Genomic DNA, 22,094 nt, shown 5'->3' on the forward strand with positions numbered 1-22,094 from the left:
CGCCCAATCCCATGCCCCTCGCCCCCGACACGCCGCGCCGACCGCTGCTCAGCCACGCCAGCCACCCGCTGACGGTGACGATCCCGGCCGTCGACGAGAACGGCGACAACGTGCCGACGCAGATCGCCGGCGAGTTCCCGCTGACGATCTATGTGGACAAACGCGAGATCGTCACGCTGATGACCCTGGGTGCCGCACCCGAGGCGCTGACGATAGGCTGGCTGCGCAATCAGCGCCTGGTCGCGAGCCTCGACGACATCGAGGCGGTACAGGTGGACTGGGAGGTCAGCGCCGTCGCGGTGAAGACGCGCAACGGCCTCATCGACGTCGAAGAGCGCCTCGGCAGCCGCACCGTCACCACCGGCTGCGGCCAGGGCACGGTGTTCGGCGGCCTGATGGACGAGATCGAGGCGATCCATCTGCCGGCCGACCGCAGGCTCACGCAGGCGACCCTGTATGCGCTGATGGACGCGGTGCGCCACCACGAGTCGATCTACAAGCAGGCCGGCGCCGTGCACGGCTGCGCGCTCGCGCGACCCACCGCCGACGGCTGCGAGATCCTGATGTTCGTCGAGGACGTCGGCCGCCACAACGCCGTCGACGCGATCGCCGGGCAGATGTGGCTGGACGGCCTCGACGGCGGCGACAAGATCTTCTACACGACCGGCCGCCTCACCTCCGAGATGGTCATCAAGACCGCGCAGATGGGCATCCCCTTCCTCGTCTCGCGCTCCGGCCTCACGCAGATGGGCTGGGAGATCGCGCGCAAGATCGGCCTCACGATGATCGGGCGCGCCCAGGGCAAGCACTACCTACTATTCACCGGCGAGGAGCGATTCACGCGATGAGCACGCGCGAAAGCATCACCGGCGTCATCCTCGCCGGCGGGCAGGGACGGCGCATGGGCAGCGTCGACAAGGGCCTGGTCGAGCTGCGCGGTCGGCCGATGGTCGCTCACGTGATCGAGCGCTTCGGCCCGCAGGTCGACGAGCTGATCATCAACGCCAACCAGAACGCCGGGCGCTACGCCGACTTCGGCTACCCCGTGTTCCCCGACGACATCGGCGGTTTCGCCGGGCCGCTCGCGGGGCTGCACGCGGCGCTCGCACGCGCGCAGCACCCGCTGGTCGCGACCGCGCCGTGCGATTCCCCCTTCCTCCCCGCCGACCTCGTCGCGCGCCTCCACGGCGGCCTCGCGGCAGCCGGCGCGCAGCTCGCCGTCGCACGCACCTTCGACCAGCCCCACCCGGTGTTCTGCCTGTGCCGGCGCGACGTGCTCCCGCACCTCGACGCCTTCCTCGCCGGCGGCGGGCGCAAGATCGACTTCTGGTACGCGACGCTGAAGATCGTCGAGGTGCGCTTCGACGACGAGGAAGACGCCTTCCGCAACATCAACACGCGCGACGAACTCGACGGCGTGCAGCAATGAGCGCGTCCGCGCCGCCCGGCACGCCGCAGAGCCCCTGCCTCACCGCGAAGCAGGCGGCGGCCTACCTGCACCTCAACGAGAAGAAACTGTACGAGCTCGCCAACAGCGGCGAGGTCCCGGCCGCGCGCGTCGGCGGCAAGTGGCTGTTCCCGCGCCGGCTGCTCGACGAGTGGCTGCTCGAACAGGCGCACGGCGGGGTGTTCACCGACCGCCTGCTGATCGCCGGGGGCGACGACGCGCTGCTCGCCGCCGCGGTGCGCCAGCTCGCCGCCGAACTCGGCGCCGAGGCCTTCGTCGCCTACAGCCCGACCGCGACCCTGCCCGGCCTCGAACAGCTCGCCCGCCGCCGCGCCGACCTCAGCGTGGTGCACTGGGGCGACGTCGAGCACAGCGCCGCCCTGCACGCGACGCTGCTGCGCGCCCATCCCGGCCACACCCGCTGGACGCTGGTGCGCATCGGCCAGCGCGAGCAGGGCGTGCTGCTGCGCCCCGGCCTCGACATCGACCAGCTCGACACGCTGGCCGCCTTCGACGTGCGCTGGGCGATGCGCGAAGCAGGGTCGGGCGCCGCGCACTTCCTCGCCTCGTCACTCAAGGCCCGTGGCCTGCGCGCGGACGACTGCAGCGCCGTCGCGACCGTGCATGGCGAACGCGAAGCCGCCGCCTTGCTCGTGCGCGACGCCGCCGACTGCACCCCTGGCACGCGCGCGACCGCCACGGAATTCGGTCTCGACTTCCTGCCGCTCGGCTGGGAAGCGCTGGACCTCGCACTGCCCAAGGAAATCTACTTCCGCCACCTCTTCCAGCGTCTGCTCGCGCGCCTCGGCAGCGCCGAGCTGCACGATCTCGCGCAGCAGCTCGGCGGCTACGATCTCACGGCGCTGGGACGGTTACTACCGCTGGGTTGAGCACTGCCCCGCCTGCAATCGCCGGACGCCCACCACCGATCATGTCGGTGTATGCGTCTCGAGCCAGTCGCGCAGCGCCGCATTCATGCGAGTCTGCCAGCCGGGCCCGCTGGCGCGGAACGCCGCGAGGATGTCGCGGTCGAGACGTATCGTCGTCGACTCCTTGTCGCTGCCCGCCGGCCGCCCGCGTCGTCTGCGGTCCGCCGCGATACCCGCCTGCATCTCTTCGCGCGTCAACGGCCTTTCGTCTTCGCTCTCGCCGTCCCACACGTAGGGCGCCACTGCGCGAACCTTCACCGCATCAGTCCTGCTCTCGCCCCGCGCGCGCGCAGCCCGCATCCGGTCGAGCGTCGTCGAAGTCGTTTTCGAGCCAGTCATGATATGCGCTCCTTTCTACCTCACTTGCCGGGCGGAAACTGACGATCCGCCGGGCATCGTCGCGTTGCACATGCACCACCGTGAGAACCGCCAGGACATCGAATACATAGGCGAACGATTGTGTCCTGCTCTCGCCGCTGCGCACACATTCCACGTCCAGGCGATAGGGGCTGTCCAGCACCAGAACCGCATCGAGGAAATCGAGGCCGTGCTTGTCGAGGTTGCCCTGCCGCTTGGCCTCGTCCCAGACGATGTGCGCTTTCATGTTTATTGTGGTAACAACAATTCCCGGCGTCAAGATTTTTCGTTACTACGCAAATTTGCTGTACTTCATGTCAAGCAAGATAAAACAATAATGCGTATAACATATAAATACTCATTCCGGCCGGAAAATCCATGATGCTTTCCGCACTCGCCACCATCTGGATCCTGCACCTCGTCGCAACGGTGACGCCGGGCGCGAACACCGTCCTCGTGATGCAGGTCGCCGCCACCGGAATGCGCAGTGCCGCGGCGCGCGCTGCCGCAGGGATCGCCGCGGGTTCCACCCTCTGGGCGGCACTCGCGGTATCCGGTGTCGGTGCCTTGTTCGACGCATTTCCGGACGTGCGCACGGCGATACAGGCGGCGGGAGGTGCCTACCTGACATGGTTGGGCGGGAAGTTCTGCCTGTCCGCGCGCACGGCGCCGGATTGCGGCATCGGCCGGCACGACCGTGCCTTTCGCGTCGGCCTGCTGACCAATCTCACGAATCCGAAAGCCGTCGTATTCTTCGGCAGCATCTTCGCGGCGGCGTTTCCCGCCGATCCCCCGGACTGGCTGTCCGGCGCAGCGATCCTGATCGTCCTGCTGAACGCGCTGAGTTGGTACGGGCTGGTCGCCTACCTGTTCTCGCGCGAGCCGGTGCGGAGCTGGTACTCCGCGCACTCGCACCGGCTGTCCGCCGCGGTCGGCGTGATCCTGGGCGGCGCGGGCCTGAAGCTCGTCCAGCAAGCCTGCAGCGAGATGCGGCCCTGACGGGCCGCCCGCGCCATGACTAGGCCTGCGCCATCCTGAACGCGTAATCGACGACGAAGTCCGCGACCGCCTGCGGGTCGTTGATGTCGAGCTGCGGCAACGCGGTGTCGAGCTCGACGTCGGTCGCGACCGCGACGATGTGCGGGTCCTGCAGGTAGAACGGCGCCTCGCGCACCTCGGTGCGGCGCACCTCGATCTTGGGAATCTGCGCGCGCTTGAAGCCCTCGACCAGCACGAGGTCGCAGGGCGAGAGTTTCTGCAGCAGCTCGTCCAGCGGCAGCTCCGGATCGCCGCGCAGCTCGTGCATCAGCGACCAGCGCCGCCCCGAGCTGATCAGCACCTCGCGGCAACCGGCATTGCGGTGGCGCCACGAGTCCTTGCCCTCGTGGTCGATGTCGAAACTGTGGTGCGCGTGCTTGATCAGCGACACGTCGAGGCCGCGCCCGCACAGCACCGCGACGACCTTCTCGATCAGCGAAGTCTTGCCGCTGCCGGACCAGCCGGCAAATCCGATCACTTTCAATGCTCTGTCCTGTCTCACAAGCGCCGGCGCGCACTCACGCGACCGACTCGCCCCACTCCGCGCACTTGCGCTCCAGCGTCTTGCGCGACACCCCCAGGCGCCGCGCCGCTTCCGACTTGTTCCCGCCACATGCATCCAGCATGCGCAGGATGTGGCGCTTCTCGACCTCGTCGAGCGGCAGGTCCGTCCCGCCCGCAAGCACGTCGCCACGCGCGCCCAGCGCCTCCACCGGGAAGCCGCCGAGGATCAGCGAGCGCTCGATGAAGTTGCGCAGCTCCCTCACGTTGCCCGGCCAGCCGTAGGCCTCTAGGCGCGCGAACAGCGCGTTCGACAATGCCAGCGGCGGCACCCCCAGCTGCGCCGTCAGCTGCTGCATGAAATGGCGCACCAGGTCCGGGATGTCCTCGACACGCTCGCGCAGCGGCGGGATCACGACCTCGACCACCGCCAGGCGGAAGTACAAATCCTGGCGGAAGCGCCCCGCGGCGACCTCCGCGGCGAGGTCGCGGTTCGATGCCGCGATGATGCGCACATCCACCGGCACCTCGCGCTCCGAGCCGACCGGGCGCAGCCTGCGCTCCTCCAGCACGCGCAGCAGGCGCGTCTGCAGCGCCAGCGGCAGCTCGCTGATCTCGTCGAGGAAGAGCGTGCCGCCGTGAGCATAGTAGAAAAGCCCGTTGCGCGTCTCGGTCGCGCCGGTGAAGGCGCCCTTCACGTGGCCGAAGAGTTCGCTCTCGATCAGCCCGGCGGCGATCGCCGGGCAATTCACCGGCACGAAGGGGCGCTGCGCGCGCGGACTCATGCGGTGCAGCGCGCGCGCCGCGACCTCCTTGCCGGTGCCCGATTCGCCCAGCAGCAGCACCGTGCTGGGCATCTGCGCGACGCGCCGCAGCACCGTGCGCAGCTCCTCCATCGCCGTCGAGTGCCCGACCAGGCCTTCGACGTCGGCCGAAAGGCCCGCGAGCTCGCGCCGCAGGATGAAGTTTTCGCGCGCGAGGTGGGCGCGCTGGAAGCAGTTCTTGATCGAATTCAGGATCTGGTCGACACGGAAGGGCTTGAGGATGAAATCCGAAGCCCCACCGCGCAGCGCATTGATCGCGGTGTCGAGGTCGGCGAAGGCGGTGATCAGGATCACGTCGCCGACGAAGCCCGACTCGCGCAGCTCGTGCAGCCAGTCGAGACCGGACTTGCCCGGCAGCGCGATGTCGAGGATCAGCAGGTCGAAGTGCAGGCGCGCCATCAGGCGCATCGCGTGCTCGGCGTCCGGCGCGGTCTCCACCAGGCCGCAGCGCGGCTTGAGCGCACGCTCGAGGAAGCTGCGCATGCCCTCCTCGTCATCGACGATAAGGATCGAATGCGCCTGCCAGTTGAATTCCGGAGTTCCGCCGTGGCCCGGCGCGCCCCCGTCCCGCTCATGCTGCATCGCTGTCCTTTTCACGAGTCGCTCGTCTCTGCGAATGCCCGGCCTGCAGTTACATTTTGATAATAACCGAGCATCCGCCGCCTGCGCCCCAACTTCGGCTCACCAGCGCCGCAAAAACCCCGGAGCGCTCGGGGTTTCGTCATAGCGCGCGTCGCGCCGCAGCCACAGCGCGAACTCCGTGCCCTCGCCGGGCCGGCTGTCGACCTCGATGCGGCCGCCGTAGCGCTCGACGATCGTATAGCTGATCGACAGCCCCAGACCGGTGCCGCTGCCCTTCTTGGTCGTGAAGAAGGGGTCGAAGATGTGCGTCAGGTCCTCCGGCGCGATGCCCTGGCCGGTGTCGCGCACGCGGATCACCGCACCCACCGCCGTGCCGTCCTCGCGCCAGTCCGTCGTCGCGAGACTCAGGCGGCCGCCCTCGGGCATCGCCTGCACGGCGTTCACGATCAGGTTGATCAGCACCTGCTGCAGCTCGCTACGGTTGATCTCGATGCGCTCGCCGGCGCCGAAGTCGGTCGCGACCTCGATCGCGCGGCGGTCGAAGTTGTGCTGCGTGAGGAACAGGCAGTCGGCCACGACCTCGTTCACATCCACCGCCTCCGCGTACCCCGCAAACTCGCCCGGGCGCGCGAACTGCAGCAGCTTGGTGACGATCTGGCGGATGCGGTCGGTCTGCTCGTGGATCAGGCGGATCTCCTGACGCACGGGCTCGGCGGCCGGCCCCAGCACATCGCGCATCACGTCCAGGTTGCCCTGGATCACCGCCACCGGATTGTTGATCTCGTGCGCGACACCCGCCGTCAATTCGCCGATCGCCGCCAGCTTCTCGCTCATCACCAGCTGCTGCTGCGCGCGCCGCAAGGTTTCGTTCGCCTCGCTCAGCTCCGCGGTGCGCTCGGCGACCTTGCAGTCGAGCTCCTCGGCCCAGCGCTGCAATTCCTCGCGCTTGGCCGACAGCGTGTCGAGCAGGTGGTCGAACTCGCCCGCCAGCCGCCCCAGCTCGTCGCGGCTCGCCACGGCGCCGACGCGCGCGTCCGCTTCACCCTGCTCGACGCGCTGGATCACCGCGTTCATGCGCTCGATCGGCCGGAACACGCTGCGCGCCCAGCGCAGGCTGAGCACCGCGCCGGCCGCGCTGATGGCGATAAACAACGCGAACAGCGCCCCCATCGCCATGCGTCCCGCGCTGCGGAAAGGCTCCTCGAGAAAGCCCACGTACAGCATCCCGACGCGCTCGCCGCGGCCGTCCGCGATCGGCTCGTAGCCCGAGACGTAATCGTCGTTCACAACGAAGGCCGTGCCCAGCCAGGTCTCGCCGCTCCCCAGCACGCGCTCGCGCACCGCCTGCGACACGCGCGTGCCGAGCGCCCGCGTGTCGCCGAACAGGCGCACGTTGGTGGCGATGCGCGTGTCGTCGAGGAACAGGGTGGCGGTCCCGCGACTGCCGAGCGGCAGCGAGCCGTCGCGATAGACGATGGCGTTGATGCGGTCGACCATTTCCAGATTGCCGTTGAGCAGCACGCCGCCCTCGAGCACGCCCACGAGGTTGCGCTTTTCGTCATACACCGGTGCGGCGGCGTGAATCACCAGTCCCCGGTCCTCTGCGGTGCGCGCATCGGGTGCGGCCGCACGCGTTTCCACCAGCGGCAGCCACGCGCGCTCGCGCAGCGCCGGGGACAAATATTGGAGCGCCTCGGGCGCGAATCGTTCTACCGTCGTCAGCGCGGAGCCGTTGAGCGCCGACGCCACCGCCGGCCAGACGAGGCGCGGGGCGGCCGCGCCCGCGAGCGGCTGCGACGCCGCCAGCGGACGGCCCTCGCGGTCGAGCAGCAGCAGGAAGTCCAGGCGCCGCGCCGGGGCGAGCTCCGCGAGCAGTGCCGGCAGCGCGGACGGTTGCGCGGCGAGCAGCCCGACCAGGCGGTGCGACTCGGCGAGCGCCTGCACGTCGCTCCCGACGCCGATGCGCACGCGATCGAAATACTCGTGCGCGGTGACGAGGTCGGAACTGATCTTGAAGTTCAGCAGGCGCTCGTAGCCCTCGCTGCCCCAGGTCCATACCAACCCCAGCAGCACCGGCACCCCGACGACCAGCGGGGCGAGCACCAGCGCGAGCAGCTTGGCGCGGACCGAGCCGCGCAGCCGGTCGGTCCAGCGCGGACGCTGCGGCGCTTCACGATCCGCAGCGCGACCCGTCTGCGTGGGAGCGGCTTCAGCCGCGAACGGGACCGTTGCGCGGCTGAAGCCGCTCCCACCGGACAAGGATGGGAAGCCTAGCGACGCACCATCATCTCGCGCAGGCGGGCGACACGCTCCTGCGTGGACGGGTGGGTCGAGAACAGCCCGCGCAGGCCGCCGCCCGACAGCGGGTTCATGATCATCATCTGCGCGGTCTCGGGATGCGCCTCGGCGGCGTGCATCGGGATGCCACGCGCGTAGGCGTCGATCTTCGCCAGCGCGCTCGCGAGCGCCTCGGGGTCGCCCGAGATTTCCGCGCCGCCGCGGTCCGCGCCGAACTCGCGGGTGCGCGAGATCGCCATCTGGATGATCATCGCCGCCAGCGGGGCGAGGATCATCACGAGGATGGACAGCACCGGGTTGGGCCGCTCGTCGTCGCGGCTGCCGCCGAAGAACATGCCGAACTGGGCCAGCATCGAGATCGCGCCCGCTACGGTGGCCGAGATCGTCGAGATCAGGATGTCGCGGTTCTTCACGTGCGCCAGCTCGTGCGCCATCACGCCGCGCAGCTCGCGCTCGGACAGCATGCGGATGATGCCGCTGGTCGCCGCGACCGCCGCGTGGTCCGGGTTGCGCCCGGTCGCGAAGGCGTTGGGCTGGTCCTCGTCGATGATGTACACCTTGGGCATCGGCAGGCCGCCGCGCTGCGCGAGCCCGCGCACCATGTTGTACAGGTAGGGCGAGCTGGTCTCGTCGACTTCGCGCGCGTTGTACATGCGCAGCACCATCTTGTCGGAGAACCAGTAGGCCCACACGTTCATCGCGCCGCCGAACAGCAGCGCGATCAGCATGCCCTGCTTGCCGCCGAGCATGCCACCCACGGCACCGAACAGGGCGACGATACCTGCCATCAGGATCGAGGTCTTGAGCCAGTTGCCGAACATGTGCGTATTTCCTTCCTCAGTGATTGGGCTTGTATGACCCCATGTGGGGCCGAACGCCGCGGCTTCAATGCGGGGCGGGGATTTCTCCCCGCGCGCCCTCAGGCTCCGCTGCCGAAGCGTTCGCCTGCACTGACCGGGAATCCGCGCAGAAATTCCCCGACGGGCATGCGCCGGCTGCCCGGCTTCTGCAATTCGACGAGGCGCAGCGCGCCTTCGCCGCAGGCGACGACGACGCCGGAGTCGTCCGCCGACAGCACCGTACCCGGCTCGCCGGTTCCGGCGACGGGCTCCGCGCGCCAGACCTTCACGGCAACCTCGCGCAGCGTGCCGACCGCGCCCGGGAAGGGATTGAAAGCCCGCACCGCGCGGCCGATCTCGACCGCCGGACGGCACCAGTCGATCGCCGCCTCGGCCTTGCCGATCTTTGCCGCGTAGGTCACGCCGGCCTCGGGCTGGGGCTCGGCCTTGAGCGTGCCCTGCGGCAGCGCGCGCAACGCGTCCACCACCATCTCGGCGCCCAGCGCGGCGAGGCGGTCGTGCAGCGTCGCCGTCGTCTCGTCGGGGCCGATCGCCAGCGCACGCCTCATCAGCATCGCGCCGGTATCGAGGCCCTCGTCCATCTGCATGATCGTGATGCCCGTCTCGGCATCGCCCGCCTCGATCGCGCGATGGATCGGCGCCGCGCCGCGCCAGCGCGGCAGCAGCGAGGCGTGGATGTTGATGCAGCCCAGGCGCGGCAGCTCCAGCACCGCCGGCGGCAGCAACAGGCCGTAGGCCGCGACGACGAGGATGTCCGGCGCGCAGGCGGCGAGCGCCGCGCGCTGCTCCTCGGTGCGCAGCTTCTCGGGCTGGTCGACGGCGATGTCGTGCGCCAGCGCGACCTGCTTGACCGGGCTCGCGCTGAGTTTCATGCCGCGCCCGGCCGGGCGGTCCGGCTGGGTCAGCACCAGCGGCACCTCGAAACCCGCGGCGAGGATCGCCTCCAGCGCCGCGGCGGCGAATTCGGGCGTGCCCGCGAAGGCAACGCGCAGCGGAGCGGCCGCGCTCACGCGGTGATCCGCGCTTTCTTCGCCAGCCGCGTCTTGATGCGGCCGAGCTTCAACGGCGACAGGTATTCGACGAAGACCTTTCCTTCGAGGTGATCGAGCTCGTGCTGGATGCACACCGCCAGCAGGCCGTCGGCCTCCAGCTCGAAGGGCTTGCCGTCGGCGTCGAGCGCCTTCACGCGCACGCGCTCGGCGCGACGCACACTCTCGTAGATGCCGGGCACGGACAGGCAGCCTTCCTCGCCGATGTGCTCGCCGGATTTCTCGAGGATCTCGGCGTTGATGAACACGCGCAGGTCGGAGCGATCCTCGCTGACGTCGATCACCACCACCCGCTTGTGCACATCGACCTGGGTCGCCGCGAGCCCGATGCCGGGCGCCTCGTACATCGTCTCGGCCATGTCCTTGACGAGCTGACGGATCGAATCGTCCACCTGCGCGACCGGGGCGGCGCGCGTGTGCAAACGGGGGTCGGGATAGCGAAGGATCGGTAGTAGCGCCATAAATGCTTGCCGGGTTAAGTCATTACGTGCAGAATTTCAAGTGCTTTGGCATGCTGTCGGGGTCGCCCCGGCATTCGAATCGAGTCTGCGGATTGGATCCTCGACCGGCGGAACGCGTTCCGGTAGCGGAAAATCCGGTCCGTTCCAATCGGAAGCGAGCGATGACCCGCATTATATTCCCTCTCCTCTTCAGCGTAGCGACCCTTCTCGGCGCGCCCGCGCTCGCGGCACCGGCCACGATCGCCGACGACGCCCCCGACAGCCACACGGTCGTGCGCGGCGACACGCTGTGGGGAATCTCGGGCAAGTTCCTCAAGGAACCCTGGCGCTGGCCCGAAGTGTGGCGGCTCAACCGCGACCAGATCCGCAACCCGCACCTGATCTACCCCGGCCAGATCATCGTGCTCGACCGCAGCGGCCCCTACCTGTCGATCGGCCGTCGCGTCGGCGACCAGAAGCTGCAGCCGCAGGCCTATCACGAAGACCTCAGGGACGCCGTGGCCAGCATCCCGATGCAGGACATCGAGCCCTTCCTGACCAAGCCGCTGGTCGTTGACGAAGCACGCCTGGCCGACGCGGGCACCGTGGTCGCGACCGAGACGAGCCGCGTCTACATGGGCCCCGGCGACACGATCTTCGCCAAGAACATCAAGGAAGACCAGAAGGTCTGGCAGGTGCTGCGCCCGGCCAAGCCGCTCGTCGACCCGGTCACCAAGGAAGTCCTCGGTTACGAGGCCATGTACCTCGGCGCCGCGCGCGTCACCGAGAACGGCACGCCGGCCACGCTCGAGATCCTCAGCGCGGTCGAGGAGATCGGCACCGGCGACCGCCTGCTGGTCAGCGACAAGCCCGAGATCTTCTCGTACATGCCGCACGCGCCCGAGAGCCAGGTTGCCGGCCGCCTGATCGGCATCTACCGCGGCGTCGCCGAAACCGGCCGCAATCATGTGGTGACGCTCAACGTCGGCGCCCGCGAAGGCATCGAGCGTGGCCACGTGCTGGCACTGCACCGCAATCGCGGCTCGGTCGTGTACAAGGACGACGACGGCAACAAGGAAACCTACAACCTACCGGAGAAGCGCTACGGCCTCGCCTTCGTGTTCCGCGTGTTCGACCGCGTGTCCTACGCGCTGGTGATGGAAACCGACGGCCAGGTTTCGGTCGGCGACAGCGTGCGCAAGCCCTGACGCACCGGCGGTGGAGGACGATCTCGCCGCCTGGCTGCGGCTGACCCTCCTCCCCGGCATCGGCCCCGAACGCCAGCGCAGCCTGCTCGCGGCGTTCGGACTGCCCGCGCAGGTCTTCGCCGCCGGGCGCAGCGCGGTCGCCGCGGTGGCCGGCGCGGACACCGCCGATCTCCTCCTCGCCGCGCCCGACGAGGCGCGCATCGCCGCGGCCCTCGCGTGGGCCGCGGAACCGGGCAACCACATCCTCACCCTCGGCGACACCGCCTATCCGCGCGGCCTGCTCGAGATCCCCGACCCGCCGGTGCTGCTGTACGTGAAGGGCGATCCGGCCCTGCTGTCGTCGAACGCGCTCGCCATCGTCGGCGCCCGCTCGGCGACGCCGGGCGGCGTCGCGAACGCCCAGGCCTTTGCCCAACACCTCGCCGGCGCCGGCCTCACGATCGTCAGCGGCCTTGCGCTCGGCATCGACGCCGCGGCCCACCGCGGGGCGCTCGAGCAGGCCGACGGCAAGACCGTCGCGGTCATCGGCACCGGTGCAGACCGCGTCTATCCCGCCCGCCACCAGGCGCTCGCGCGCGAAATCGCCCGGCGCGGCGCCATCGTCAGCGAACTGCCGCTCGGGACGCCCGCGCTGCCGCACAACTTCCCGCGCCGCAACCGCCTCATCGCCGGCCTCGCGCGCGGCGTGCTGGTCGTCGAGGCAGCTGTCGGCAGCGGCTCGCTGATCACCGCGCGGCTCGCATCCGAATGCGGGCGCGAGGTGCTCGCGATCCCCGGCTCGATCCATTCGCCGCTCGCGCGCGGCTGCCACCGCCTGATCCGCGACGGCGCCAAGCTGGTCGAGACGGCCGCCGACGTGCTCGACGAACTCGCCTGGGGCGGGAGCGCCAGCCCACCCGTGCAGCCGTCCCCGCGCAGCGCGGCACGGGGACGCAAGCGCGCCGCGGAGGCCGCTTCGCAAGCCCTGTTCCCCCCGCCCGCGCCAGAGACAGGCCTGCCGCCGGAGCAGGCCGCGGTGCTCGACGCCCTGGGGCACGACCCGCTCGATGTCGACACCCTGGCCGCACGCAGCGGCTTGACGCTCGATGCGCTCTACGCCATTCTGCTGTCACTGGAGCTCGACGGGCGGATCAGCCGACTCCCCGGCGGGCGCTTCCAGCGCCAATGACTGACGGTGTGCCGCCATGTTCGACATCCTTGTATACCTCTTCGAGAACTACGTTCACGCCGCCGCCTGCCCCGAAATCGACCAGCTCGCCCGCAAGCTTTCGGCGGCCGGTTTCGAGGAGGACGAGATCACCGAAGCCCTCGACTGGCTTTCGGGCCTGCGCAGCATCTCCGGTGCCTCGCCGCTCGCGACGACCCCCGCCGCGGGCGCCTTCCGCGTGTATGCGGCCGAGGAAGAGGCGCGGCTCGGCCCCGAGTGCCGCGGCTTCCTCGCCTTCCTGGAGAATGCCGGTGCCCTCGACGCCGGAACGCGCGAGATCATCATCGAGCGTACCCTGGCGCTGAACGGTGTCACGGCCAGCCTCGCCCGCCTGAAGGTGATCGTGCTGATGGTGCTGTGGCAGCGCGAGCTGCCGCTCGACAGCCTGATCGTCGATGAATTGCTCGGCGAAGAAGCCGAAGAAGGCGGGCTGTTGCTGCACTGAGCGAGCCGGCGGCGCTTGCACCCTTGACGGCGGCCTGCTTATCATGCGCCGCTCGATCACCCCATACATGAAAACCGGCAGGGTTTTCCAAGGCGGCCAAGCGGCATGAGCAAGCAACTGATCATCGCGGAGAAACCTTCGGTCGCGCAGGACATCGCCCGCGCGCTGGGCGGCTTCACCAAGGAAAAGGACTACTTCGAGTCCGACGAGTACGTGCTCTCATCGGCCGTCGGCCACCTGCTGGAGCTGGTGGTGCCCGACGAGTACGAGGTCAAGCGCGGCAAATGGACCTTCGCCCACCTGCCGGTGATCCCGCCGCAGTTCGCGCTGAAACCCATCGAGAAGACCGACGACCGCCTCAAGCTGCTGACGCGGCTGATCAAGCGCAAGGACGTCACCGGCCTGATCAACGCCTGTGACGCGGGCCGCGAGGGCGAGCTGATCTTCAACTTCATCGTGCAGCACGCGAAGAGCGACAAGCCGGTGCGCCGCCTGTGGCTGCAGTCGATGACGGCGAACGCGATCCGCGACGGTTTCGCCCAGCTGCGCTCGGCGCAGGAGGTCGAGGGCCTGCGCCAGGCCGCGGTGTGCCGCGCCGAGAGCGACTGGCTGATCGGCATCAACGGCACGCGCGCAATGACCGCGTTCAACTCCAAGACCGGCGGCTTCCACCTCACCACGGTCGGGCGCGTGCAGACGCCGACGCTGGCGATCGTCGTCGAGCGCGAGCAGAAGATCCGCCAGTTCAAGCCGCGCGACTACTGGGAACTGGAGGCCTCCTTCGGCTGCCAGGCCGGCAGCTATGCGGGGCGCTGGTTCGACGAGAAGTTCAGGAAGCCCGAGGGCGACGAGCACGCGACCGCGTTCCGCCTGTGGGACAAGGCCCAGGCCGAGGCGATCAAGGCGAAGTGCGACGGCAAGCCGGGCACGGTCACGGAGGAGTCCAAGCCCTCGACCCAGCTCTCGCCGCTGCTCTTCGACCTCACCAGCCTGCAGCGCGAGGCCAACGGCCGCTTCGGCTTCTCGGCGCGCGTGACGCTGCAGATCGCACAGGCGCTGTACGAGAAGCACAAGGTGCTGACCTACCCGCGTACCGATTCGCGCGCGCTGCCGGAGGACTACCTCGGCTCGGTCAAGGATGTGATGCGTGCGCTGCCGATCGAGTACGCGCCGTTCGCGAACGAGATCGCGAAGAAGGACTGGGTGAAGCCCAACAAGCGCATCTTCAACAACGCCAAGATCTCCGACCACTTCGCGATCATCCCGACCGGCACCGTGCCGAAGAGCCTGTCGGAAGCCGAGCACAAGATCTACGACCTGGTCACCCGCCGCTTCCTGTCGGTGTTCTACCCGGCGGCCGAGTACCGCGTGACGACGCGCATCACGCGCGTCGCAGGCGAGGCCTTCAAGACCGAGGGCAAGGTGCTGGTGAATGCGGGCTGGCTCGCGGTGTACGGCAAGGAAGGCGTCAAGGACGACGAGGACGGCGGCGGCGCGCAGCTGTGCGCGGTGCAGCCGAACGAGACGGTGTCGACCGACGACATCCTCGTGAAATCGCTCGTGACCAAGCCGCCCGCGCGCTACAACGAAGCGACCCTGCTCTCGGCGATGGAAGGCGCGGGCAAGATGGTCGACGACGAGGAACTGCGCGCAGCGATGGCCGAGCGCGGCCTCGGCACGCCGGCGACGCGCGCTCAGATCATCGAGGGCCTGATCGCCGAACAGTACATCCATCGCGAAGGGCGCGAGCTGATCCCGAGCGCGAAGGCCTTCTCGCTGATCACGCTGCTGAAGGGCCTCGACGTGTCCGCGCTGACCTCGCCGGAACTCACCGGCGAGTGGGAGCACAAGCTCGCACAGATGGAGCGCGGCCAGCTGTCGCGCCCCGAGTTCATGCGCGAGATCGCCGAGATGGCGCGCGAGGTTGTCGAGCGCGCGAAGCGCTACGAGTCGGACACGGTGCCGGGCGATTTCGTCACGCTGGCGACCCCCTGCCCGAAGTGCGGCGGCGTGGTGAAGGAGAACTACAAGAAGTTCGCCTGCCAGGGCTGCGAGTGGAGCGCGTGGAAGATCGTCGCGGGGCGGCAGTTCGAGATCGACGAGATCGAGACCCTGCTGCGCGAGGGCAAGGTCGGGCCGCTGATGGGCTTCCGCAGCAAGATGGGGCGGCTCTTCAACGCCGAGATCCGGCTCAACGACGACAAGCAGCCGGAGTTCGACTTCGGCCAGCCGAAGGACGACGGCGAGGGCGCCGAGCCGGTCGATTTCTCCGGCCAGGAGGCGCTGGGCGCGTGCCCGAAGTGCGCCTCGCCGGTGTACGAGCACGGCATGGCCTACGTGTGCGCGAAATCGGTGGGGCCGGACAAGGCCTGCGACTTTCGCTCGGGCAAGGTGATCCTGCAGCAACCGGTCGAGCGCGAGCAGATGACCAAGCTGCTCGCCGACGGCCGCACCGACCTGCTCAAGGGCTTCGTGTCGACGCGCACCAAGCGCAAGTTCTCGGCCTTCCTCGTGCGTGGAGCGGACGGCAAGGTGGGCTTCGAGTTCGAGCCGAAGACCCCCAAGGCCGGAGCGAAGGCCAAGGCGGGCGACGGAGCCGCCAAGGAAGGCGCAGGGGCCAATTCGGCCGAGAAGGCCAAGCCCGCCGCGCGCAAGGCCAGCCCGCGGGCCCGCAAGGAAGCCTGAACGGGGGCGCGCTTCAGCGCGCGACGCGGCCGAGCAGGCTGGCGCTTTCGCCGACCGGCTCCCCGACCAGCGCAAATCCGCGCAGCGCCCCTGTGCGGTCATGGAACAGCGCGCGCACGCCGCGGGCAGTGGCCGATTCGTGCCATTCGCCGGCCACCGGCGGCGGTTCGCACAGCGCCACCGGGCAGCATTCCAGGTTCAGGCGCCGCACGCGCGCCTTCCAGCGCATGCGCGCGGTGTGCCCCGCGAGCACGTCGGCGAGCACCTGCGCACCGGTTTCGATGTCCTCCCCGAGCTCGAACACGCGTCCCTCGAATTCCGCGCAGCCGCCCAGCGCGTGGATGCCCTCGGCCGAACTGCGCATGAGCGCATCGACGACGATTCCCGCGGCGACGTCCAGCCCCGCGGCCCGCGCGAGCTGCACGCGCGGGCGGGTGCCCAGCGCGGCGACGACGACGTCGACGGCGAGCGGCTGGCCGCCCAGGGTCGTGACCTCGAGCTCGTGCATGCCCTGGTCGATGCGCTGCACGCCGTCCTCGATGCGGATGCGGACGCCGGCCGCCGCGAGCGCGTCGGCGATGCGTTGCGCACACAGGGCGGGAACCCTGCCTGCGAGCAGGTTCGGGCCCGCGTCCAGCAGGCTCACGTCGCAGCCGCCGCGCTTGAGGCTTTCCGCCAGCTCGCAGCCGCGAATGCCGCCGCCGAGAACGGCGACGCGCCCGCGCCCGGCGAGTTCGGAGCGCAGGTAGGCGTACTCGGCGAGGCTGCCGACGGTGAGGACGGCCGCTGCGGCGCTGCCGCGCACGTTCGCCGGCCGCACCGATTCCGCGCCGGTCGCGAGCACCAGTTGCGACCAGGGCTGCTCCGGTTGCGCGGGGTTGTCGGTGCGCAGCACGCGGCCGGCGAGGTCGATCGCCAGCGCACGGCGGCGCGGGGTGATGGTGGCCTCGAAGCGGTAGGCCATCTGCTCCGCGGTGGCAATCACCAGCTCGTCGTCGTCGCGCCGATGCGCGAGTCCCGCGGGGAGCTGGTCCTTGGAGTAGGCCGAGGCGTCGTCGGCGCCGATCATGTGGATCGCGCAGTGGCGGTCGCGCTGGCGCAAGGCACGCAACAGCGCGTAGCCGGCGAAGCCGGTGCCGACGATCATGAGCGGTGCAGCCACGGCGCTCCCCCGGGGAAGGCATGGTTTCAACCTAGCCCCCAATGCGAGCGAGGGCGAGGCAATCGTTCACGCCGGCCAGCGCCGGGGCTTGTGGCAGACACTTGTTCCGCAGGCGAATGCCTTTCTGGCCGAGCCCTTCGACAGGCTCAGGGCGAACGGATGGATCCGACTTGCCGCGTCGCCAGCGTCAGGCGAGCTCCAGCGGCGCCGCACGCCCGATCGGGCGCACGCCGGGCAGCTCGCTCTCGCGGATGGCGGTGCGCAGGACGTCGATCGCACCGCTGCGCGGGTAGGTGACGCGCCACGCGAGCACGACCCGTCGCGAGGGCTCGGGGTCGGAGAAGGGCCGCACGGCGACCAGTGCGTTCTGCGCCGGCAGGTCGTCGGCGGCGGTGCTGGGCAGCACGGTGACGCCGAGGCCGGTAGCGACCATGTGGCGGATCGTCTCCAGCGAGCTGCCTTCCAGCGTGCGCTGCAGACCGCTGACGCTGCGGCAGTGCGGGCACACTTCGAGCACCTGGTCGCGGAAGCAGTTGCCCGCCCCGAGCAGCAGCAGCTGGTCGTCGGCGAGCTTGTCGGGGTCGATGTGCTCCAGCGCCGTCCAGGGGTGGGTCGCGGGCATCAGCACGCGGAAGGGTTCGTCATACACCGGCTGGGCGACCACGCCCGCCTCGTCGAAGGGCAGCGACAGCACGATGACGTCGAGTTCGCCGCGCTTGAGCGCTTCGAGCAGGCGTGTGGTGTAATTTTCGTGGATGATCAGCGGCATGCGCGGCGCGAGCTTGTGCACGCGCGGGATCAGCCGCGGCAGCAGGTAGGGCGCGATCGTGTAGATCACGCCGAGCCGCAGCGGCCCGGACAGCGGATCCTTGCCGGCGGCGGCGATCTCGGGGATCTGCGCCGCCTCCATCAGCACCTTCTCGGCCTGGGCGACGATGCGCTGGCCGGTGGAGGTGATCTTGACCTCGGTCGCGCTGCGCTCGAACAGCTGCACGCCGAGCTCGTCCTCGACTTTCTTGATCGCGACCGAGAGCGTGGGCTGGCTGACATGGCACTTCTCGGCGGCGCGGCCGAAGTGGCGCTCGTGGGCGAGGGCGATGAGATAGCGGAGATCGGTGAGGGTCATGAGGGTGCGCTGGGCGTTGGCATGCGCCGAAGATGTTACTCCGCATGGGCAGATCGGGACACCTCCGGCAACCGCGACGACTCGCCGCAGCTTATACTCCGGTTTGCGTCAATGCCCCGCGCCGCGGGGCTTCGAACAATAACAATCTATGTCTTTCTGCTTATATTCACGCGCCGTCGCTGCGGCTTCGATCGCCGCGTGCTCCTGCATCGCGGCCGCCCAGTCCGGCGTCGGGCCGGAAACCTCGCCGGATCCGCTGATTCCGGAATCGAGCTATTTCGACTCGCTCCCGGTGGTGCTCACCGTGTCGCGCATGCCACGGCCGCAGAACGAGGTGCCCGCGGCACTGACCGTGCTCGACCGCGAGACGATCCGCGCGACCGGTTACCGCAGCCTGGACCGCCTGCTGCGCCTGGTGCCGGGCATGCTGGTGGCGAAGGAACGCGGCAGCGAGCAGTGGGTGAGCTACCACGGGCCGAATCGTGACGTGCCGCAGGAGTTGCAGATCCTCATCGACGGACGCTCGGTGAGCGCGGCCTATTTCGGCAGCTTCGGGCGCAATTCCTTCCCGCTGGCGATCGAGGACATCGAGCGCATCGAGGTGGTGCGCGGCACCGATGCGGCCTCCTATGGCACCAACGCCTACATGGGGGTCGTGAACATCATCACGCGCCACACGGCGGAGGAGAGCGGCGCGACGGTTTCGGTCGCGGGCGGCACGGGGGAATATTCCGAACTCAGCGGCCGCGTGGTCACGCATTCGGGGCCCCTGGGCCTGCGCATCACGGCGCAGCACCTGCGCGACGAGGGCGTGCACGACCTCAACGACAGCCGTGACCGCCACCGCGTGACCCTGCGCAGCGACCTGCAGCTGGGCGAACACGACGAGCTGAGCCTGCTCGCCGGCCTCACCGACATCGCGCGCGGAACGGGTTATCCGAACACGCCGTTCAACTCCCACCCCGAGCGCGACATGGACACGCGCGAGCACTTCGGCCACCTGCGCTGGCGCCATGCCGTCAGCCCGGACGAGGAGTTCCTGCTGTCGGGTTACTACGCGTACGAGCACACCAGCAACGAGTGGGCGGTCAACACGGGACCGTTGCAGGCGATCCTTGGCCCCGCCTCGATTCCGGTGAACGACAACTTCACGACACGGCGCCAGAACCTCGAATTCCAGCACAACCTCTCGCCCCTGCAGGGCTTGCGGCTGAGCTGGGGCGCGGAGTGGCGGCGCGACCAGGTCCATGCACCGTTCATCTTCTTCGGCCGCTCCGATCCGGCCGAGGAAAGCCGGCGCGTATACGCGAACCTCGAATGGCGGGCGGCACCGCAGTGGCAATGGAACTTCGGCGCGATGGCGGAGCGCTTCCAACACGACCGGACCCGCCTGTCGCCGCGCGTGTTCCTCAACTGGCTGCCGAACGAAGCCGAAACCTGGCGCGCCGGATACGCGCGCGCGTGGCGCAACCCGGGGGTGTTCGGCCGCTATAGCGACGTGCGCATCTTCGCTCCGGCCGGCACGCCAATCGCCGGCCTGCTGTTGCAGCACCGCTTCGTACCCAACCCGGGAATCGACCCGGCGCGCCTCGACACCTTCGAGATCGGCCATGCGCGCCGCTTCCCCGCTGTGCAGGGCAGCCTCGACGTGCGCGTGTTCCAGGAGCGCATCCGCGATCAGCTCGTGCGCGAGCAGGCCGAGGTTCCGATCGAGAATCCGTTCCAGGGGCTCGTGCAGCGCTTCCTGCCGCCTTCGCAGTGGGGAAACAGCCATGGCACGGTGAAGATCGAAGGCATCGAGACGCAGTTCGACTTCAAGCCGTGGAACGACGGCACGCTGCTGCTGCGCCACACGATGATGCGCGTGCGCACCGACGACGACGGCACCGCCGACAGCGTCGCGCCGTATTCGGCGAGCATCACCTGGCTGCAGCGCATGGGTGCATGGCAGAGCGCGCTGACCCTGCTGCGCGTCGGGCCGGTGCGCGCCGGCAACGGGTTCACGCCGAGCTTCCATTACACCGTGCCGGACTACACGACGCTGGACGCCAGCATCGCGCGCGAGTTCCGTCTGGACGGCGGACAGACGCTGGAAGTGCGGCTGACCGGCCTCAACCTGCTCGGCCGCCACCAGGAACTGGCGAATTTCCCGGTGCAGCAGGCCTCCGGGGACGACGACCCGGTCAATCGCCTCGAACCGATCGTGATGTTGAGCGTCTCGGCGAGCTTCTGACGCATTTCGCTACACGCCGGACTTGAGTCCGGTGCGCTTCGCCCCCAATCTGTGTTGCATGCCGCGGCCGGGAACACCGGCCGCCGTGGTGCGTCTACGCGACGGATTGATGACAACTCAGGGGAAAAGCACAACATGCGCAAGACGATCCTTGTCACCGCCCTGGCGCTGGGCCTCGGCTCCGCCTTCATTGACGGCCTCGCGGTGCCGTCGGCGCTCGCCGCGAGCCCGGTGCCGACGGCCCAGGCGGCACAGCTCAACCGCTTCGGCCTGCCCGATTTCGGCGATCTGGTCGAGCAGGTCGGCCCCGCCGTGGTGAATATCGCGGTGACGCAGAAGGAAAAGGCGCGCCCGATGGGCGAGGACGTGCCGGGCCTGTCGCCCGACGACCCGTTCTACGACTTTCTACGCCGCTTCGGCGTGCCGATGCCGGGCATGCCCGGGCAGCCGGGGCACGGCAACCGCGGGCCGCGCACCCAGCGCGGCGTGGGTTCGGGCTTCATCGTCAGCAGCGACGGCTACGTGCTGACGAACGCGCACGTGGTCGGCGAAGGCGAGTCGGAAGTGACGGTGAAGCTGATCGACAAGCGCGAGTTCAAGGCCAAGGTGGTGGGCACCGACAAGCGCACCGACATCGCGCTGCTGAAGATCGACGCGACCGGACTGCCGACCGTGCGCACGGGCGACGCCGAACGCGCGCGCGTGGGCGAGTGGGTGGTCGCCGTGGGTTCGCCCTTCGGTTTCGACAACACGGTGACGGCGGGCATCATCTCGGCCAAGGCACGACGCCTGCCCGACGAGAACTACGTCCCCTTCATCCAGACCGACGTCGCGATCAACCCCGGCAACTCGGGCGGGCCGCTGTTCAACCTCGGCGGCGAGGTGATCGGCATCAACTCGCAGATCTATTCGCGCTCCGGCGGCTTCATGGGCATCTCGTTCGCGATCCCGATCGACGTCGCGCTGAAGGTCAAGGACCAGATCGTGAAGTACGGCCGCGTGCAGCGCGGCAAGCTCGGCATCGCGATCCAGGGGCTGGACAAGGAGCTTGCGCAGTCCTTCGGGCTGACCGAGCCGCGCGGCGCGCTGATCGCGAGCGTGGAGCCCGACAGCGCCGGCGACAAGGCGGGCCTGAAGCCGGGCGACGTGGTACTGGGCGTGGACGGCACCAGCGTCGGCGAGTCGGCAGACCTGCCGCGCATCATCGGCGACAAGCGCCCCGGCACGAGCGTGAAGCTGGAGATCTGGCGCGAGGGCAAGAGCCGCACGGTGAGCGCGACCCTGGGCGAGATGAATCCGGAGACCCTGGCCGAGGTGCAGGGCGGTGGCGACAAGCCGCGCGGCGAGGATGCGGGCGGCAAGCTGGGTCTGGCGGGCCGGGCGCTGACCAACGAGGAGGCGGCGCAGCTGGGCGTGCGCGGCGGCCTGCTGGTCGAGCGCGTGAATGGTCCGGCGGCGCAGGCGGGCCTGCAGCAGGGCGACGTCGTGCTGGCCGTTAACAACCAGCCGGTGACCACGGTGCAGGCCTTCCGCCAGATGATGGAGAAGGTCGGCAACCGCTTCGCGCTGTTGGTGCAACGCGGCGGCACGCGCATCTTCGTGCCGATCCGCACGGGCAGCTGAAGCCCGCCGCAGCGGGTCCGCGCCGCACACGTGGCGGCGGCGGACCCCGCTGCAGACGGCCCCGACAGCGGCCCTGTGTG

At 69.3% G+C, this 22,094-nt stretch carries 20 protein-coding genes; 10 read left to right on the plus strand and 10 right to left on the minus strand.

The window, feature by feature from the left end; translation table 11 throughout:
* Positions 1-11 precede the first annotated feature (11 nt).
* From GO615_RS20210 to GO615_RS20220, 3 genes are read left to right on the plus strand one after another with little or no spacing between them, the layout of a single operon-like run.
* Positions 12-848, plus strand: coding sequence for a formate dehydrogenase accessory sulfurtransferase FdhD (locus GO615_RS20210; RefSeq protein WP_169131383.1), 837 nt, complete (start codon positions 12-14; stop codon positions 846-848).
* Positions 845-1,429 (plus strand): molybdenum cofactor guanylyltransferase MobA, encoded by a 585-nt coding sequence (mobA, locus tag GO615_RS20215; RefSeq protein WP_169131385.1) that lies wholly within the window; start codon positions 845-847, stop codon positions 1,427-1,429. Before GO615_RS20210 ends, mobA begins: the two co-directional genes overlap by 4 nt.
* A complete protein-coding gene (locus GO615_RS20220; RefSeq protein ID WP_169131387.1) occupies positions 1,426-2,337 on the plus strand; it encodes a substrate-binding domain-containing protein in 912 nt (303 codons plus the stop codon). Before mobA ends, GO615_RS20220 begins: the two co-directional genes overlap by 4 nt.
* Before the next feature lie 39 nt (positions 2,338-2,376).
* Here GO615_RS20220 and GO615_RS20225 read toward each other — a convergent pair whose 3' ends face one another.
* Together GO615_RS20225 and GO615_RS20230 are read right to left on the minus strand one after the other, a co-directional pair.
* On the minus strand, positions 2,377-2,634 hold the full coding sequence (locus tag GO615_RS20225; RefSeq protein ID WP_339380092.1) for a BrnA antitoxin family protein: 258 nt from the start codon (positions 2,632-2,634) through the stop codon (positions 2,377-2,379).
* A gap of 4 nt (positions 2,635-2,638) precedes the next feature.
* Positions 2,639-2,980 carry a BrnT family toxin gene (locus tag GO615_RS20230; protein ID WP_169131391.1) on the minus strand — a complete coding sequence of 114 codons (342 nt, stop codon included), beginning with the start codon at positions 2,978-2,980 and terminating at the stop codon, positions 2,639-2,641.
* Between the two features lie 131 nt (positions 2,981-3,111).
* Between GO615_RS20230 and GO615_RS20235 the strand changes: the two genes are divergently transcribed.
* Complete coding sequence (locus tag GO615_RS20235) at positions 3,112-3,732, plus strand: LysE family translocator (RefSeq protein ID WP_169131393.1); 621 nt, start codon at positions 3,112-3,114, stop codon at positions 3,730-3,732.
* Positions 3,733-3,751: 19 nt separating this feature from the next.
* Here GO615_RS20235 and mobB read toward each other — a convergent pair whose 3' ends face one another.
* From mobB to def, 6 genes are all read right to left on the minus strand, one after another.
* A complete protein-coding gene (mobB, locus tag GO615_RS20240) occupies positions 3,752-4,255 on the minus strand; it encodes a molybdopterin-guanine dinucleotide biosynthesis protein B (protein WP_169131395.1) in 504 nt (167 codons plus the stop codon).
* Between the two features lie 34 nt (positions 4,256-4,289).
* Positions 4,290-5,678, minus strand: a complete 1,389-nt coding sequence (locus tag GO615_RS20245; protein ID WP_169131453.1) for a sigma-54-dependent transcriptional regulator — start codon at positions 5,676-5,678, stop codon at positions 4,290-4,292.
* Between the two features lie 99 nt (positions 5,679-5,777).
* Positions 5,778-7,817, minus strand: a complete 2,040-nt coding sequence (locus GO615_RS20250; RefSeq protein WP_169131455.1) for a sensor histidine kinase — start codon at positions 7,815-7,817, stop codon at positions 5,778-5,780.
* Between the two features lie 131 nt (positions 7,818-7,948).
* Positions 7,949-8,797 (minus strand): zinc metalloprotease HtpX, encoded by an 849-nt coding sequence (htpX, locus tag GO615_RS20255; protein WP_169131397.1) that lies wholly within the window; start codon positions 8,795-8,797, stop codon positions 7,949-7,951.
* Between the two features lie 98 nt (positions 8,798-8,895).
* Entirely contained in the window at positions 8,896-9,846 is a 951-nt protein-coding gene (fmt, locus tag GO615_RS20260; protein WP_169131399.1) for a methionyl-tRNA formyltransferase, read from the minus strand.
* Positions 9,843-10,346 (minus strand): peptide deformylase, encoded by a 504-nt coding sequence (gene def / locus GO615_RS20265; RefSeq protein ID WP_169131401.1) that lies wholly within the window; start codon positions 10,344-10,346, stop codon positions 9,843-9,845. Before def ends, fmt begins: the two co-directional genes overlap by 4 nt.
* Before the next feature lie 161 nt (positions 10,347-10,507).
* On the opposite strand from def, the gene GO615_RS20270 reads away from it, so the two are divergent.
* The 4 genes from GO615_RS20270 (at position 10,508) to GO615_RS20285 (ending at position 15,870) form a co-directional block, all read left to right on the plus strand.
* Positions 10,508-11,533: a LysM peptidoglycan-binding domain-containing protein gene (locus GO615_RS20270; RefSeq protein WP_169131403.1), complete on the plus strand. Its 1,026-nt coding sequence runs from the start codon at positions 10,508-10,510 to the stop codon at positions 11,531-11,533.
* Positions 11,534-11,543: 10 nt separating this feature from the next.
* Positions 11,544-12,701, plus strand: coding sequence for a DNA-processing protein DprA (gene dprA / locus GO615_RS20275; RefSeq protein WP_169131405.1), 1,158 nt, complete (start codon positions 11,544-11,546; stop codon positions 12,699-12,701).
* Positions 12,702-12,717: 16 nt separating this feature from the next.
* Positions 12,718-13,185, plus strand: coding sequence for a Smg family protein (locus tag GO615_RS20280; RefSeq protein ID WP_169131407.1), 468 nt, complete (start codon positions 12,718-12,720; stop codon positions 13,183-13,185).
* A 105-nt stretch (positions 13,186-13,290) separates the two neighbouring features.
* Positions 13,291-15,870 (plus strand): DNA topoisomerase III, encoded by a 2,580-nt coding sequence (locus GO615_RS20285; protein ID WP_169131409.1) that lies wholly within the window; start codon positions 13,291-13,293, stop codon positions 15,868-15,870.
* 13 nt (positions 15,871-15,883) lie between these two features.
* Here GO615_RS20285 and GO615_RS20290 read toward each other — a convergent pair whose 3' ends face one another.
* Both GO615_RS20290 and GO615_RS20295 read right to left on the minus strand, forming a co-directional pair.
* Entirely contained in the window at positions 15,884-17,032 is a 1,149-nt protein-coding gene (locus GO615_RS20290) for an FAD-dependent oxidoreductase (RefSeq protein WP_169131411.1), read from the minus strand.
* Between the two features lie 187 nt (positions 17,033-17,219).
* Positions 17,220-18,158, minus strand: coding sequence for a hydrogen peroxide-inducible genes activator (locus tag GO615_RS20295; RefSeq protein WP_169131413.1), 939 nt, complete (start codon positions 18,156-18,158; stop codon positions 17,220-17,222).
* A gap of 148 nt (positions 18,159-18,306) precedes the next feature.
* Between GO615_RS20295 and GO615_RS20300 the strand changes: the two genes are divergently transcribed.
* Both GO615_RS20300 and GO615_RS20305 read left to right on the plus strand, forming a co-directional pair.
* Positions 18,307-20,391 carry a TonB-dependent receptor plug domain-containing protein gene (locus tag GO615_RS20300; protein ID WP_169131415.1) on the plus strand — a complete coding sequence of 695 codons (2,085 nt, stop codon included), beginning with the start codon at positions 18,307-18,309 and terminating at the stop codon, positions 20,389-20,391.
* Positions 20,392-20,526: 135 nt separating this feature from the next.
* Entirely contained in the window at positions 20,527-22,014 is a 1,488-nt protein-coding gene (locus GO615_RS20305) for a DegQ family serine endoprotease (RefSeq protein WP_169131417.1), read from the plus strand.
* Positions 22,015-22,094: the final 80 nt, after the last annotated feature.

Source organism: Aromatoleum evansii (assembly GCF_012910805.1).
GTDB classification, from domain to species: Bacteria; Pseudomonadota; Gammaproteobacteria; order Burkholderiales; family Rhodocyclaceae; genus Aromatoleum; species Aromatoleum evansii.

What these genes read in the sequence shown, in the direction of transcription:
- GO615_RS20305 (WP_169131417.1), top strand. Translation starts at nt 20,527, where the DNA reads ATGCGCAAGACGATCCTTGTCACCGCCCTGGCGCTGGGCCTCGGCTCC.
- mobA (WP_169131385.1), top strand. Translation starts at nt 845, where the DNA reads ATGAGCACGCGCGAAAGCATCACCGGCGTCATCCTCGCCGGCGGGCAG.
- htpX (WP_169131397.1), bottom strand. Translation starts at nt 8,797, where the DNA reads ATGTTCGGCAACTGGCTCAAGACCTCGATCCTGATGGCAGGTATCGTC.
- GO615_RS20270 (WP_169131403.1), top strand. Translation starts at nt 10,508, where the DNA reads ATGACCCGCATTATATTCCCTCTCCTCTTCAGCGTAGCGACCCTTCTC.
- GO615_RS20210 (WP_169131383.1), top strand. Translation starts at nt 12, where the DNA reads ATGCCCCTCGCCCCCGACACGCCGCGCCGACCGCTGCTCAGCCACGCC.
- GO615_RS20280 (WP_169131407.1), top strand. Translation starts at nt 12,718, where the DNA reads ATGTTCGACATCCTTGTATACCTCTTCGAGAACTACGTTCACGCCGCC.
- GO615_RS20300 (WP_169131415.1), top strand. Translation starts at nt 18,307, where the DNA reads ATGTCTTTCTGCTTATATTCACGCGCCGTCGCTGCGGCTTCGATCGCC.
- GO615_RS20245 (WP_169131453.1), bottom strand. Translation starts at nt 5,678, where the DNA reads ATGCAGCATGAGCGGGACGGGGGCGCGCCGGGCCACGGCGGAACTCCG.
- GO615_RS20230 (WP_169131391.1), bottom strand. Translation starts at nt 2,980, where the DNA reads ATGAAAGCGCACATCGTCTGGGACGAGGCCAAGCGGCAGGGCAACCTC.
- GO615_RS20235 (WP_169131393.1), top strand. Translation starts at nt 3,112, where the DNA reads ATGATGCTTTCCGCACTCGCCACCATCTGGATCCTGCACCTCGTCGCA.
- GO615_RS20285 (WP_169131409.1), top strand. Translation starts at nt 13,291, where the DNA reads ATGAGCAAGCAACTGATCATCGCGGAGAAACCTTCGGTCGCGCAGGAC.
- GO615_RS20220 (WP_169131387.1), top strand. Translation starts at nt 1,426, where the DNA reads ATGAGCGCGTCCGCGCCGCCCGGCACGCCGCAGAGCCCCTGCCTCACC.
- def (WP_169131401.1), bottom strand. Translation starts at nt 10,346, where the DNA reads ATGGCGCTACTACCGATCCTTCGCTATCCCGACCCCCGTTTGCACACG.
- GO615_RS20295 (WP_169131413.1), bottom strand. Translation starts at nt 18,158, where the DNA reads ATGACCCTCACCGATCTCCGCTATCTCATCGCCCTCGCCCACGAGCGC.